The organism is Cupriavidus sp. LA-1, from assembly GCF_055385985.1.
The window spans coordinates 2570122-2584363 of the sequence record NZ_AP031388.1 but is presented as its reverse complement, the minus strand read 5'-3'; the positions used below and the strand labels follow the sequence as shown (position 1 = coordinate 2584363).

At 66.9% G+C, this 14242-nt stretch carries 14 protein-coding genes and 1 tRNA gene; 4 read left to right on the top strand and 11 right to left on the bottom strand.

Annotated elements, in window-relative coordinates:
- Nucleotides 1-34: 34 nt before the first annotated feature.
- From ACZ5MJ_RS30835 to ACZ5MJ_RS30825, 3 genes are all read right to left on the bottom strand, one after another.
- Nucleotides 35-514, bottom strand: coding sequence for a MarR family winged helix-turn-helix transcriptional regulator (locus tag ACZ5MJ_RS30835; protein WP_464224810.1), 480 nt, complete (start codon nt 512-514; stop codon nt 35-37).
- Nucleotides 515-635: 121 nt separating this feature from the next.
- Entirely contained in the window at nt 636-1232 is a 597-nt protein-coding gene (ribA, locus tag ACZ5MJ_RS30830; RefSeq protein WP_464224809.1) for a GTP cyclohydrolase II, read from the bottom strand.
- 119 nt (nt 1233-1351) lie between these two features.
- The gene (locus tag ACZ5MJ_RS30825) at nt 1352-1822 is read right to left on the bottom strand and encodes an Lrp/AsnC family transcriptional regulator (protein WP_464224808.1); all 471 of its coding nucleotides are present in this window, start codon (nt 1820-1822) and stop codon (nt 1352-1354) included.
- Between the two features lie 151 nt (nt 1823-1973).
- On the opposite strand from ACZ5MJ_RS30825, the gene ACZ5MJ_RS30820 reads away from it, so the two are divergent.
- The gene (locus tag ACZ5MJ_RS30820; protein WP_464224807.1) at nt 1974-2309 is read left to right on the top strand and encodes an AsnC family transcriptional regulator; all 336 of its coding nucleotides are present in this window, start codon (nt 1974-1976) and stop codon (nt 2307-2309) included.
- A 16-nt stretch (nt 2310-2325) separates the two neighbouring features.
- Here the strand turns inward: ACZ5MJ_RS30820 and ACZ5MJ_RS30815 are convergent, their stop codons facing one another.
- Nucleotides 2326-3249, bottom strand: a complete 924-nt coding sequence (locus ACZ5MJ_RS30815; RefSeq protein ID WP_464224806.1) for a LysR family transcriptional regulator — start codon at nt 3247-3249, stop codon at nt 2326-2328.
- A 127-nt stretch (nt 3250-3376) separates the two neighbouring features.
- Between ACZ5MJ_RS30815 and metE the strand changes: the two genes are divergently transcribed.
- Entirely contained in the window at nt 3377-5755 is a 2379-nt protein-coding gene (gene metE, locus ACZ5MJ_RS30810; protein ID WP_464224805.1) for a 5-methyltetrahydropteroyltriglutamate--homocysteine S-methyltransferase, read from the top strand.
- A 214-nt stretch (nt 5756-5969) separates the two neighbouring features.
- On the opposite strand, the gene ACZ5MJ_RS30805 is transcribed toward metE, so the two are convergent.
- The 6 genes from ACZ5MJ_RS30805 to ACZ5MJ_RS30780 form a co-directional block, all read right to left on the bottom strand.
- Nucleotides 5970-7385 carry a DUF1254 domain-containing protein gene (locus ACZ5MJ_RS30805; RefSeq protein ID WP_464224804.1) on the bottom strand — a complete coding sequence of 472 codons (1416 nt, stop codon included), beginning with the start codon at nt 7383-7385 and terminating at the stop codon, nt 5970-5972.
- Nucleotides 7386-7616: 231 nt separating this feature from the next.
- The gene (gene pcaD, locus ACZ5MJ_RS30800; RefSeq protein WP_464224803.1) at nt 7617-8396 is read right to left on the bottom strand and encodes a 3-oxoadipate enol-lactonase; all 780 of its coding nucleotides are present in this window, start codon (nt 8394-8396) and stop codon (nt 7617-7619) included.
- A gap of 49 nt (nt 8397-8445) precedes the next feature.
- Nucleotides 8446-8730: a muconolactone Delta-isomerase gene (catC, locus tag ACZ5MJ_RS30795; RefSeq protein ID WP_078200360.1), complete on the bottom strand. Its 285-nt coding sequence runs from the start codon at nt 8728-8730 to the stop codon at nt 8446-8448.
- Between the two features lie 53 nt (nt 8731-8783).
- A complete protein-coding gene (locus ACZ5MJ_RS30790; RefSeq protein ID WP_464224802.1) occupies nt 8784-9080 on the bottom strand; it encodes a YciI family protein in 297 nt (98 codons plus the stop codon).
- 37 nt (nt 9081-9117) lie between these two features.
- A complete protein-coding gene (locus tag ACZ5MJ_RS30785) occupies nt 9118-10458 on the bottom strand; it encodes a short-chain fatty acid transporter (protein WP_464224801.1) in 1341 nt (446 codons plus the stop codon).
- Nucleotides 10459-10655: 197 nt separating this feature from the next.
- A complete protein-coding gene (locus ACZ5MJ_RS30780; RefSeq protein ID WP_464224800.1) occupies nt 10656-11033 on the bottom strand; it encodes a short-chain fatty acid transporter in 378 nt (125 codons plus the stop codon).
- Nucleotides 11034-11261: 228 nt separating this feature from the next.
- Between ACZ5MJ_RS30780 and ACZ5MJ_RS30775 the strand changes: the two genes are divergently transcribed.
- Together ACZ5MJ_RS30775 and ACZ5MJ_RS30770 are read left to right on the top strand one after the other, a co-directional pair.
- On the top strand, nt 11262-12959 hold the full coding sequence (locus tag ACZ5MJ_RS30775) for an MBL fold metallo-hydrolase (RefSeq protein WP_464224798.1): 1698 nt from the start codon (nt 11262-11264) through the stop codon (nt 12957-12959).
- Nucleotides 12960-13048: 89 nt separating this feature from the next.
- A tRNA-Arg gene (locus ACZ5MJ_RS30770) sits at nt 13049-13125 on the top strand.
- A gap of 67 nt (nt 13126-13192) precedes the next feature.
- Here ACZ5MJ_RS30770 and ACZ5MJ_RS30765 read toward each other — a convergent pair.
- Nucleotides 13193-14089, bottom strand: a complete 897-nt coding sequence (locus ACZ5MJ_RS30765) for a hydrolase (protein WP_464224797.1) — start codon at nt 14087-14089, stop codon at nt 13193-13195.
- Nucleotides 14090-14242 lie beyond the last annotated feature (153 nt).

Genomic DNA, 14242 nt, shown 5'->3' with positions numbered 1-14242 from the left:
GCTTTGTTTTCATTGAGGGATTGCCGCCCGCGGATCAACCCGCCTGCGCATCCGAGGCCTGCTGGTGCGCGATCAAGGCTGCGGTCAGCTTGTCGATGCACCGGTCCAGCGTCTGCACTTCCGCTTCTGTCAGCACCGAGAGGAACATCTTCTCCAGCACGTCGCCGCGCTGGTACGTCTGCGCCACCAGTGCCTCCCCCGCCGGGGTCAGGTAGAGGTTCACCTGCCGGGCATCGGCCTCGCCCACTTCACGGCGCAGCAGGCCTCGCTTTGCCAGTGTGGTGACCAGCTTGGAAGTCACTGTTTTCTCCAGCAGCACCAGCTCGATCAGCCGCGTCAGCGTCAGCCCGGGTTCCAGTCCGGCAAAGCGCAGCACGCGCAACTCGCGCAAACCGACGCCGAATTCATGCTCGTAGATGCCGGAGGCGGAGCTCTTGGTCATTTCGCACAGCCGGTTCAGGCGGAACGACATGAATTCGAGGATCGAGTTGGTGGCGTTGGCAGCGTTGGACATGGACAGCCTGAGGTCGGACGGCGGTTAGATTCTATGAGCAATAGTTTCCGTCAGCAACTAATTGCGCATGAAAAAGCCCGCCCCGGATTCCGGCAGCGGGCTGGTGCAGCCAGCGCAGCGATCAGTCCAGCAGATGCCCCATGCGCGTGCGCTTGGTGGCCAGGTACTTTTCGTTCTCGGCGTTGGACGGCACGATATGGCGCATTTGCTCGGTGACAGTGATGCCAGCCTTTTCCAGTGCGGCCGCCTTGAGCGGATTGTTGCTCATCAGGCGCACGGACTTGACGCCCCACTGGTGCAGCAGGTCGGCGGCAAAGGCGTAGTTGCGGGCGTCGATGGCCTGGCCCAGGGCCAGGTTGGCATCGACCGTGTCGAGCCCGCCGTCTTGCAGACGGTAGGCGCGGATCTTCTCGGCCAGGCCAATGCCACGGCCTTCATGGCCGCGCAGGTACAGCAGGATGCCGCGGCCTTCGGCAGCGATCTTTTCCATGGCAAGTTCGAGCTGCGGGCCGCAGTCGCACCGGCAGGAACCGAAGACATCGCCGGTCAGGCATTCGGAGTGCATGCGGATCAGGACGTTGTCGCCCGACACATCGCCCACGCTGAGAGCCAGGTGTTCGATGCCTGAATCGGCGCCCTTGAAGGCGTGCGCCGTGAAGTCGCCGAACCGCGTCGGCAGGCGTGCCGAATCGATCAGCTCAATTTCTGTGTCATTCATACCGGAATTCTTGGTCATCAAGCGGGGGCGCAGCCCGCCACCGCCGACATTATGAGCGGAATCGGCCGTTCGCGCTTGGATTGCCCGCAGCGCGGGTCAGACGGTGCGTCAGGCCTGCATCAGGGCTCGACCGACGTTTCGCGCTTGAGCGTGCGCAGCACAAAGGTCGAGCGGCTGTGGCGCAGGCCTGGCAGCTTGTAGAGCTTGTGCCGCAGGAATTCCTCATAGCCCAGGGTCCCCGCCACCGCGACCTTGATCAGGTAGTCATACTCGCCCGTCAGCAAGTGCGCCTCGATCACCTCAGGCAATTCCGCCAGGGCCTTGCCAAAGCGGTAGAGCATGTCGTCATCATGCCGCTCCAGCGTGACCTCGATCAGCACCGTATCGGGCAAGCCCAGCGCCTTCTGGTTCAGCAGCGCGGCGTAGCCTTCGATCACCCCGCTTTCTTCCAGCGCGCGCACGCGGTTCCAGCACGGCGTGGCCGACAGGCCGACCTGCTCGGCCAGCCGCGCATTCGACAGGCGCCCGTCGCGCCGGAGCTCGCGCAGGATGCGGCGGTCGATGTCGTCGAGTTTGGGCGACTGTGCCATCAAACAGCCTCGCTAAAGAATAATCATCCGGCAATTCTGCCATATCTGGATGCTTGCTCTCTACTTACGCCATGACTGGAGAAAATTAAGAAGCTAATTTTGCGCCTCGGCTGGTAAATTAACCTCATCGAACGACTGCCGGAAACGACACATGCCAGCCACCGCCCTCCCCACCCTGCGCCTCTCGCTGCGACTTGAAACCGCCGACCTGTTCGGCGCCATGGAATGGGTCCTGGCCAATGCGCGCCGCACCGGCCTGGCGCCGGCGCAACTCAGCTTCGACACCGCGCAGCAGGCCGTGCTGCATGCCACCCTGACGGCGCACGATGCCGGCCTGCTGTGGCTGTTCCTGCGCCGTCTCGACAACGGTTTCGACGTGGAACTGCTGTTTGCCGACGTGGACGATCCGGACAGCGATACCGTGGCCGACCCGGCTCCGCGCGCCGCCACGCGCCGCACCGGCAGCGAACTGGCGCTGACCGCCTGATACCGGCCTGTGCGGGCTACGCGGCCTGCGGCAGCAGTTCGATCCCGTCGAGCTGCGCCGCGCAGGTATCGCGCACGATCGAGACAAAATCCGCCAGATAGGGCCGGCGCGCCATCGCCGTCGGTACGGTCGCGTAAAGCTCGCTCCAGAGCCCTTTGGCGCCGATGCGCTTGGCCAGTACGTAGTCGTGGTCGACGTAGTTCTTTACGCCCCAGTTGGGCAGCGCCGCCACGCCCCGCCGGCTGGCCACCAGCTGCAGCACCGCCACCGTCAGTTCGGCCGTGCGCCGCTCCAGGTGAATGCCCGCGGGCTCCAGCACCTCGCGGATCAGGTCGATGCGTTGCGCCGGCACCGGATAGGTAATCAGCGTCTCCCCCGCCAGGTCGGCGGCCTCGATGCGGCGCTTGTTGCGCAGCCGGTGCTCATTGGCGATGACCGCCAGGATCTCGAAGCGGAACAGCGGCGCCACCTCCAGCCCGCGCCGCGCCGCCGGCTGCGAGCCGATCACCATGTCGGCGCGGCCGTCGCTGAGCAGTGCGATCGGGTCGGCATGGAAGCCCGCCACCAGGTCCACCTCCACTTCCGGCCAGCGGCGGCGGAATTCGTCCATCACCGGCATCAGCCAGTCGAAGCACGTATGGCATTCCAGCACCACGCGCAGCTCGCCGCGGGTGTCGCCCTTGAGCCGTTCGATATCGCGGTCGGCCGCGCTGACCGCGGCCAGCACCTCGCGCGCCAGCGCCAGCAACCGGTCGCCCGCCGGCGTGAAGCGCAGGCCCTGGCGCGTGCGGTCGAACAGCGGCAGCCCGTAATGCGATTCGATTGCCTTGATCTGGTGTGACAGCGCTGACTGGCTGACATGCACGCGCTCCGCCGCGGTGGCCAGCTTGCCGGATTCGGCGATGGCCACCAGCGAGCGCAAATGGCGGACTTCGATCATGCGGCCCCGCCATCAATACGCACGGCTTTGATATGAAATTGGTTCATGTGTTGTTTAAAACTTGTCGCTTGATTCATTTTACGGGCAAACCGACACTGTGCGCCAGACATCTTCCGGAGCAACCTCCATGGCACGCACCCACATCCTCGGCTTTCCCCGCATCGGCGAACGCCGTGAACTGAAATTTGCGCAAGAAGCCTTCTGGCGCGGCGAGCGCACCGAAGCCGAGCTGCGCGACGTCGCCGCGCAGCTGCGCCGCCGCCACTGGCAACTGCAGGCCGACCGCGGCCTGGACACGGTCGCCACCGGCGACTTTGCCTGCTACGACCAGATGCTGAGCCTGACCGCGCTGCTGGGCGCGCTGCCGAGCCGTTTTGGCTTCGACGCGGCGCAGCTCACGCTGACGCAGTACTTCGAACTGGCGCGCGGCAACCGCGAGCAGCCGGCGATGGAAATGACCAAGTGGTTCGACACCAACTACCACTACCTGGTCCCGGAACTGGATGCCGATACCACCTTCAACGGCGGCCCGGCATGGTTCTTCGAGGAAACCGATGAAGCGCTGGCGCTCGGCCTGCGCGCCCGTCCGGCGCTGATCGGGCCGGTCACCTACCTGTGGCTGTCCAAGAGCCATGTGCCTGGCTTTGACCGCCTGGCACTGCTGCCGCAACTGCTGCAGGCTTATCGCCGCATCCTGGGCCAGCTCAAGGCGCGCGGCATCGAGTGGGTGCAGATCGACGAACCGGCGCTGTGCCTGGACCTGGAGCCGGCCTGGCTCGACGCCTTCGACACCGCCTACGCCACGCTGCGCGATGCGGGTCCGAAGCTGCTGCTGGCCACCTACTTCGACACCGCCGCCGACCATGCGCAGCGCGCCGCTGCCCTGCCGGTGGATGGCTTCCATATCGACCTGGTGCGCGCGCCGGAGCAACTGTCCGCATGGCAGGCCGCGCTGCCCGCGCACGCGGTGCTGTCGCTGGGCGTGATCGATGGCCGCAATATCTGGCGCACCGACCTGCGCCGCGTGCTGGACACGCTGCGCCCCGTTCACGACGCGCTGGGCGAGCGCCTGTGGCTGGCGCCGTCGTGCTCGCTGCTGCATGTACCGGTGTCGCTCGCGCATGAAGTGCGCCTCGACGCCGAACTCAGGTCATGGCTGGCCTTCGCCACGGAAAAGCTCGACGAGCTGTCCGTGCTGGCCCGCGCGCTGAACCAGGGCGATGCGGCCGTCGCCAACGCGCTTGCCGCATCGGATGCCGCGCAGGCCTCGCGCCGCGGCTCGCGCCGCGTGGTCAACCCGCGCGTGCAGCAGCGCCTGGCCGGCGTGAACGCCGGGATGGCCAACCGTGCCAGCCCCTTCGCCGAACGCATCGAACGCCAGCGCCAGGCGCTGCAGCTGCCGCTGTTGCCGACCACCACGATCGGCTCGTTCCCGCAGACCGCCGCCATCCGGCAGACCCGCGCCGCGTTCAAGCGCGGCGAGATCGGCGCGCTCGAGTACCTGGAGCGCATCCGTGCCGAGATCGCCGTGGCGGTGCGCAAACAGGAAGAACTGGGGCTGGACGTGCTGGTGCACGGCGAAGCCGAGCGCAACGACATGGTCGAGTACTTCGGCGAGCAGCTGTGCGGCTATGGCTTTACCGAGAATGGCTGGGTGCAGAGCTACGGCTCGCGCTGCGTCAAGCCGCCGGTGATCTACGGCGACGTGTACCGCCCCGAACCGATGACGGTCGATACCGCGCGCTACGCGCAGTCGCTGACCGAGCGACCGATGAAAGGCATGCTGACCGGCCCGATCACCATGCTGCAATGGTCCTTCGTGCGCGACGACCAGCCGCGCGCCACCACCGCGCGCCAGCTGGCGCTGGCCATCCGCGACGAGGTCTGCGACCTGGAACAGGCCGGCATCCGCGTGATCCAGATCGACGAACCGGCGCTGCGCGAGGGCCTGCCGCTGCGCCGCGCCGACTGGGATGCGTACCTCGACTGGGCTGTCACCGCCTTCCGCTTGTCGGCCAGCGGCGTGCAGGACCAGACCCAGATCCACACGCATATGTGCTATGCGGAGTTCAACGACATCCTGCCCGCCATCGCGGCAATGGACGCGGACGTCATCACCATCGAGACCTCGCGCTCGGCCATGGAGCTGCTGGAGGGCTTCGGCGATTTCGACTATCCGAACGAGATCGGGCCGGGCGTGTACGACATCCACTCGCCGCGCGTGCCGTCGGTGCACGCCATGGAACGGCTGCTGGACCGCGCCTGCGAGGTGGTGCCGCCGCAACGGCTGTGGGTCAACCCGGACTGCGGCCTGAAGACGCGCAGCTGGGAAGAAACCGAAGCGGCGCTGGCCAATATGGTCAGCGCGGCCCGCGCGCTGCGCCAGCGCCTGTCGGCACCGGAGGTGGCGGCCTGGAAGCGCGTCACCCGGCCGGCAGTGGCAGGCACCCCGGCGGTGCCGCACGCCGCCGGCGCCTGCAAGGCGTGCGCCACGCACGCGCACTAAGCCCGCACCAAGCCCGCACCAAGCCAGCGTGGCACGCGCCTTGTGCGGCGCTGTGTCACACGGTGGCGCCGCCATCAGTTGCCGGCTGCCTGCATGCACTGGCAGCACCGGCGCCCCGCCTGGGGAACGGCATGGAACGGGTGCCGATGTGCCTGAAAGACAAAGGCCGCATGCCCTCGCAGGCATGCGGCCTTTCTTGCCGATGGCGTCGTGGTCAGTTCACGCGCATCACCGCCGGCGGCATCCAGGTGCCGTCCAGCAGCGCCTGCTCCGGCCAGTACGCGCGCAGCATCATGTTCAGGCCATCGGGCGGCGCCGGCAGCCAGTTCGCTGCCTTGGCACCGGCCGGGCGCTCGTGCTGGATATAGATATCGAGCGAGCCGTCGCGGTTGTAGCGCAGGCGGTCGCGGCTGCCGAGGGCATAGCGCTGGATCGGGTTCGGGATAAAGGCCTGGCGGTCGTTGTACAGCGTCAGCGACCAGAACGCACGCGCAGGCGGCAGCTGGTTCTTGTCGAAATGCAGCACATAGCTCGCCCCGCCCTGCAGCGGCTTGCCATTGGCATCGGTGCGGGCGGAGGCATAGATGGCATCCTCGGGCAGGTTGGCGCCCAGCCCCACCCACGCCGTCACCGCGCGGCGGCCATAGCTGGTGCCGTAGGTGCCCAGGTCGCGATGCATGACCCAGCCGTTGCCAGCATCGGCGTTGCCCTTGCGCGCGCCCTGCACGATCGCCGCCAGCGCGGCGGTGGCGCCTTCCTGCACGGCACGCGCGGTGGAGGGCTCCATCACCGTGGTCTTGAACGGCACGCCTGGCTTGATGCCCATGCGGCGCATCTTTTCGACCATGGCGCTGTCCGCGGGCGCCGGCGGGTTGGCCGGCAGCAGCGCGGCAAAGCGCGTGAAGAACGCCTGGGCGTCCATGGCGGCCACCAGCTCCACGGGCGAGCTTTCGGTGTCGACGGCTGTGGGCCGCGGCGCGGCCTTGTCCGGCACGCGCCGGCCGCCGCCCCAGGCCGACAGCGGCGTCAGCCGGTACTGGTCCTGCAGCCGGTGCACGGCCGCGAAATCCTGCTTGCCATTGGTCTGGGTGCGGCCAATCAGCCAGACCATCGACGTGGGCGAGCGGATCTCCTGCACGCCCTTGGGCAGCGTGCCGCGCCAGTCGGGCCCGGTGATGGCGAAGTTGCCGCGGCGGGTGCCGGTGGTGCGCTTGCCCGGCGACGCGAACACATTGGTCCACGCATCCATCAGCGGCATCAGGTAGTAGCGCCCGCGGGTGTCGGGCACGGACAGGATGACCGGTTCCCCGGACAGGTCGAGCCATGCCGATGAATACAGCGTATCGGCATTGGGGCTCACCACCTCGGTGAAGCTGGCGTCCGGGAAGGTACGCTTGTGGCCGAAGGTATTGGCCGGCGTGCGCAGTGTCATCCGCTCGCGCGTCACGTCCATCAGCACCATCGGATAGGCGAAAGTGAAGACTTCAGCGGACAAGGCCTTCATGGCCTGGTCTGAGGGAGGCTGCTCGGCGACTGCCGGGTTGGTCCCGTGATCCGGCCCGACCGCGCAGCCGGACAGCATGACGGCGAGCGTGACCGCGCTCGCCAGTTGACGAAAGGTAGGCTTCATGACCCCGATTTCCCAATGTTCTTGCGTCTTCTTCGGGCATTGCGGCTATGACTGCCGGCATGTCGTCCCGAAGGCGCATCTGTTCCGTCCGCATCTTGTGCGCACGCTGCCGACCTGTCAATTCCTCCGAAGTCGGGAAGAGAGGTCGAGCGCACCAAGCACAAGTCCAGACGGCAAGGGGTGCATGATAAGCCACGTTGCCAGGGCCGTGAAAGGCCCTTCGGGCTGGCTTCAGCGGGTCAGGAAATCCATCACCACCTTGCTGAAGGCCTCGGCCTGCTCCAGGTTGGAGATATGCGCGGCTTCCAGTTCGACATAGTGGGCGCCGGGAATGGTCTGCGCCAGGTACACGCCGTCGCGCGGCGGCGTGGGCAGGTCGCCCGAGCCGGCGATCACCAGCGTCGGCGTGGTGATCCTGCCAATGTCCTCGCGCAGGTCGGCATCGCGCACGGCCAGGCAGTTGGCGGCATAGCCCGCAGCCGGGCTGGCGCCGAGCATCGCGCGCAGCGACGCGACCAGTTCCGGGTGCGCGGCGGCGTACGGCGGGGTGATCCACTTGTCGACCACCGCGGCAGCGATCGAGGCCACGCCGTCGCGCTCGACCGCCGCGGCACGGTTGGTCCAGTTCTCGGGCGGGCCGATATAGGCGGCGGTATTGCACAGCACCAGCCTGTGCAGGCGCGGGGCATGGTTCAGTGCCAGCCACATGCCGGTGATGCCGCCCATCGACAGGCCGCAGAAGCTGGCCTGCTCGATGCCCAGATGATCGAGCAGCGCGATCACGTCGCCGCCCAGTTGCGCCATGCTGTACGGGCCGGCCGGCACCGACGACTCGCCATGGCCGCGCGTGTCATAGCGCAGCACGCGGAAATGCTGGCTGAAGGCGGCCACCTGCGGCTCCCACATGCCAAAGTTGGTACCCAGCGAATTGGACAGCACCAGCACCGGCAGGTGCTCGGCGCCATCGAGACGGTAATGCAGGCGGACGTCGGGAAGATCAGCGTATGGCATGGCGGTCAGGTCGGGATCAGGGAATGGGGTCGTGGGGGCGCTGTCCTGCTCAATTCTGCGCGATGGCGGAGCCGTGCTGCGCCAGCGGCGTGACCTTGATCTCCATGTACGGATACAGCGGCAGCGCGGTCAGCAGCGTGTGCAGTTCATCGTTGTCGCTGACGTCGAAGATACTGACATTGGCGTACTGCCCCACCACGCGCCACAGGTGGCGCCATTTGCCTTCGCGCTGCAGGCGCTGCGACATGGCCTTTTCGTCGGCCTTGAGTTGCTCGACAAACTGCGGGTCCAGCGATGCGGGAATCTTGACGGTCATTTCGGCCATGAACAGCATGGGGTCTCCTTGTCTGGGGGTGTGGTGGGATGGAGGCAGCGCGGGCTGCCTCGTCAAAGATGGCGCACGCCGTCGAGATAGGCCTTGCGCCAGCGCACGACGCGAACCTCGGCAAACAGACCCGCCGCGGTGAACGGGTCGGCGTCGATGAATTGCTGTGCAGCGTCGCGGCTGTCGACATCGACGATATAGATGCCGCCGCCGGCATCGGAGCCATCGTCGTTGAGCTTGGCGCCGCAGGCCATCAGCAGCGCCTTGTTGGCCTCCAGGTAATCCAGGTGGCTGGCGCGGGTGGCCTGGCGCACGTGCTGGTGGTCGGGCTTGTCGACGGTTTCGATCAGGTACGGCATGGCATTCCTCCGGTCAGCCTCGGGCTGAGCATCAAAGTCAGGCAATCTGCGCGCCCCACAGCAGCAGCGCGGCAATGTAGATCAGGCCCACCCAGAACATCATGATCACGGTGTAGCCCATCACGTCCTTCAGGTTCAGCTTCGACAGCGCCAGCGCCGGCAGGATCCAGAACGGCTGCACCAGGTCGTTCCAGGCATTGCCCAGCATCACCGACATCGAAGTCTGGCTGACCGAGCTGTTGATGGCCTTGGCCGCGTCGATCATGAACGGACCCTGGATCACCCAGTGGCCGCCGCCGGACGGCGCGAAGAAGTTGATCACGAAGGAGCTGACCAGGCCCCAGAACGGCAGCGTCTGCGGCGTCGCGATACCGACGAACACGCGCGAGATGGTATCCACCAGCCCCGAGCCGGCCATGATCGCCATGATGCCTGCATAGAACGGATACTGCAGGATGATGCCGGAAATGGTCTTGATGCCTTCGTTGAGCTTGGCCACGTAGTTGACCGGCGTCCCCAGCAGCAGGATGCCCCCGAACAGGATCAGGAAGTTGATCAGGTTCAGGTCGAGCGAGCCGCCCTGGGTGAAGTAGATCACCGCGTACGCAATGCCGCACAGGCCGATCGCCAGGCTCAGGATGCGGCTGTTGTTCAGGCGCGCAGCCAGGGTGTTCTCGCCGCCCATGCTGTGGGCGGAGCCAGCCTCGGTCCTGACCGGTTCCTGGTCCTGGCGGATCTCGACCACCTCGGCCGGATTGCGCGGGTGCAGCCAGGCGTTGAGCAGCGGCAGCGTGACGATGACCGCCAGGCTGGTCAGCAGCATCGGCGTGGAGAAGATGGTTGCCGACAGCGGGACCACACCCATCAGCTTTTCCATGGGGTGGCCCGGGGTCGAGATCAGTACCGGGATGCTGGCCGACAAGCCCAGCCCGTACAGGGTAAAGCCGCTGTAGGCCGCGGCAATGATCAGCGGGTAATGCACACCGCGAACCTTCAGCGCCAGCTTCCTGGCGATGATGCCGCCAATCACCAGCCCGAAACCCCAGTTCAGGTAGCTGCCGATGCCACCCACCAGCGTGGCGACGATCACCGCCGTGCGCGGCGTGTGCACCAGGCCGACGATGCGGTCGAGCATGCGGTCAGTAAGCGGCGCGGTGGCCAGCACGTAGCCCATCGCCAGGATCACCGCCATCTGCGTGGTGAAGGCCAGCAGGTTCCAGAACCCCTTGCCCCAGCTGGCAATCACCGCCGGGGCCGCCTGCCCCTGCACCAGCATGGCCAGCGCCATCGTCAGCAGCGTCAGGCCAATGGCAAATACGAAGGGGTCCGGCAAATACCGGCGCATGAGTTCGGTGAAGAACCCGGCGATCTTGGTCATAGCTTCCTTGTCTCCAGTGTCAGCTAAAGTTACGCGATTAGAACTACAGTTCTATATGCGAACTTCGCGAATGCGCGTGGCTATGCTAATGGCCGTTCAACCGGTAGGTCAAGGAAATGGGGAGGCGCGATTACAACTGTTTGACGCAATAATTATGAGATACCTCGCCGTGTATTTTCAACGGATGGCAGCCCGGCTCAATACCGCATCTGGACATCGTCGACCTTGCCGGTACGCGCGTTGTACAGGCAGGCGTAGTGGAAGCCGATCGACGCCGAACTGTCGTCGGGCTCGAACACGCCCTCGCCGTTGACCGACGTCTGGGCATTGGGGCGCTGGTAGTACTGCTCCCGGTCGGCCATCAGCATGACGCTGCCGGACTGCGGATAGCGGCGCTTGAGCGCGTCGGCCACGGCGGGCTCGCAGGCAGCGGAAGCGGCCTTCGACATGGCGCGGGCATCGATAATGATGCGGGTGCTGGCCGGGGGCATCGGGCGCGGTGCCCGCTGCGGCGGCGTCTCGCAGGCAGCCAGCAGGCACGCCAGAGGCAGGCACAGGTAAGAAGCTCGGATCACACGGACCTCCTGCATGGGAACGCCGGCAACGGCGCGCCAGAAAGTGCAGCGGAGCTGTCAGGTTACTGCCTCTGGCCGGAAAAGCCAAAGCCGCCGCGCCCCAGGCATCGGACCCCGCACCCGGCATTCCCCGCCAAAGCGAATCGTTGAACGCGGCTAAACTATGGCGCGCGGCAATGCCCCGTCCTGCGGCCGGGCCCGCCGCCAGTACAACCACGATGCCGAACAATGACAACCACAGAGACAAGCGGCAACCGCCCTGCCAATTCCGCCCCCCTGCTGCGCGCCGCCGCCAGCCTGCTGGTCGTGCGCGACGCGCCCGCCGGCATGGAGGTGCTGCTGGTGCGCCGTGTCGAACGCGCCAACGACCGCAGCAGCGGCGCCTATGTTTTCCCCGGTGGCACGCTCGACGCGCAGGACAAGGCCCTGCACGCGCACGCCCACGGCCTGGACGACGCCATGGCCAGCGAGCGCCTGGGCCTGCCCGCCAGCGGCCTGGACTTCTACCTGGCCGCCGTGCGCGAATGCTTTGAAGAGGCCGGCCTGCTGTTCGCCTGCGACCGTGACGGGCGCCTGCGCTCGCCGCACGAACTCGACGCCGCCCAGCGGGCGCTGCTGCACGAGGCGGTGCAACGCGGCGGCCCCGGCCTGGCGCACGCCTGCGAGCAACTGGGCCTGCGCCTGGCGGCGGACCGGCTCGCCTACCACAGCTACTGGCTGACGCCCCCCGGCCTGCCCAAGCGTTTCGATACCCGCTTCTTCGTCGCCATCGCGCCCGAGGGCCAGCTGGCCGTGCCCGATGGCACCGAGATCGTCGAGCACCGCTGGGTCCGCCCGGCCGAGGCCGCCGACCCTGACAGCGGCCTGCCGCTATTGCACGTCACGCGCCGCACACTGAGCTCGATTGCACAGTTCGAAACCGCCACGGCCTGCTTTGCCTACTTCGCTCAGTTGCGCGGCATTGCCTGCATCATGCCGCGGCTGGCCACCGGCGCCGCTGGCGTGCGCCCGGTGATGCCCAATGAGGCGTGCTACGCCGAGATCGGCCGCATCGACCCCGACGGCAAGGGGCATGGCCGCTACGAACTCGCGCCCGGCGTGCCGGTGCAGGTCTCCGGGCGCGTCTGGCGCGTGACCGCCAACAACGGCAGCTTCATGACCGGCCCGGGCACCAACACCTACCTGGTGGGCGGCGGCGCACGCAATGAATGGGCCGTGATCGATCCGGGCCCGGACGATGGCGAGCACGTGCGCGCCATCCTTGACGCCGCACCCGGGCCGATCCGCTGGATCTTCGCCACGCACACGCACGTGGACCATTCGCCCGCGGCCGCCGCGCTGCAGGCCGCCACCGGCGCCACCGTGCTCGGGCGCGCCGCGCCCGCCGGCCAGTCGCAGGACGCCACCTTCGCGCCGCAACGCGAACTGGAGCACGGCGAGCGCCTTGCCATCACCGCAGACTGCACGCTGCGCGTCTGCCACACGCCCGGCCATGCGTCGAACCATCTCTGCTACCTGCTGGAGGAGGAAAAGACCCTCTTCACCGGCGACCACGTGATGCAGGGATCGACCGTCGTGATCGGTCCGCCCGACGGCGATATGCGCGCCTATCTCGATTCGCTCGCGGCGCTGCAGGATGAAGACCTGGACTGGCTGGCGCCGGGGCACGGCTTCCTGATCGCACGCCCGCAGGACGCCATCCGCGTGCTGCTCCGGCACCGGCTGCAGCGCGAAGCCAAGGTCGCCGGCGCGCTGCGCGAACTGGGCCCGGCATCGATCGCCAGGCTGGTCCTGCGTGTCTATGACGATGTGCCGCCGCGCATGCACCCGGTCGCGCAGCGGTCGCTGCTGGCGCACCTGCTCAAGCTGCGCGACGAAGGCAAGGCGCAGGAAGTGAACGGCATCTGGTCGGAAGCCGCGAACTGACGTTTGCCCTGGCGGCGAGGGCAAGTGAAGTTTTTTGGGCGGGGGGCTTGCGCAATTCAATAATTGCTATACAATCTCGCTTCTCGTGTGCGGCTGTAGCTCAGTTGGATAGAGTACTTGGCTACGAACCAAGGGGTCGTGGGTTCGAATCCTGCCAGCCGCGCCACCTATGCAGAAGGAAAAAGGGCTTCCGGAAACGGAAGCCCTTTTTTCATTCCTGCGGCCTTTACCGGTTACCACCGGTACCGCGCCCCGACCGTCCCGCTCGGGCCGTGTCCCGCCCTCACCTTGAACCACAGCTTCACGCCGGTCGCGGTGTTGCCGTGCGCGCCGATATTGAACGAGAACAGCCCGCGCAGCAGGTCGGCATCGATCTTGGTGCCGTTGATATTGATGACCTGCTTGCGGCTGTCCTGCCACCAGTCCGCTTCCACGAACGGATAGATGCCGGCCAGCCGCGTGGGCTGCGCGCCGTACAGGCGTACGCCGATGCCGGTGGCACTGGCATCGCCGGGCAAGATTTCCGACGTGGGCGAGACGGCGCTCATGCCGGGCTGGTAGGCCATCTGCACCCGCGGCTGGATGGTCAGGCCACCCGCGCGCGGCACCACGGCATCGACAGCCAGCGCCATGGTGCGCACACGATTGTCGGCAAAGCCCCCTGCAGTGGTGACGTCGTCCAGGTGCAGCGACAACCGGTGCGGGCGCTCGGGCATGGCAGCGGTCTCGCGGTCCACGGCGGCGAGGCCCGGGGCGTCGTCATCGGGCCCGGGGACTGTGGCAAGCGGCAATGCGGAAGGGGATGGTGACGGCGGCGGTGAGGCCGCGTACTCGACAACGATGGGCTCGGCAAGCTGGACCGCCCAGCCAGGCGCTTCGGCCCTGGCGGCCACCTGATCTGCCGGCGGCGCCGGCGGTGCCAGGTTGGCCTGCAGCGGCTGGTCCCAGCCTGAGAGGCCCTGGCTATCCGGAACGGCCTCCTCTGCGTGGGCCAGCGCACACATCAGCATGGCCAGGAAACAGCAGTAATGCAGGTGATGCAGGCCGATGCCGGGGTGCACGGCACAGACGTGCCACCCGGGGCTCGCCCCCGTCTCCCTCGCTCTCGATGATGACAGGACCACAGTCATGGCAACTACCTTCGGGCGTTATAGAAGCTTGCCCGATGAGTTTGAGCATAGGTCAATTGCCCTGTCGGCGTTAGCCGGGAAATGTTCGTTTGCGCGCGCCCGCAGGAGACGCGGATCTTGACGCGGATGGCAGCTTGGTGACCGAAAATCTCC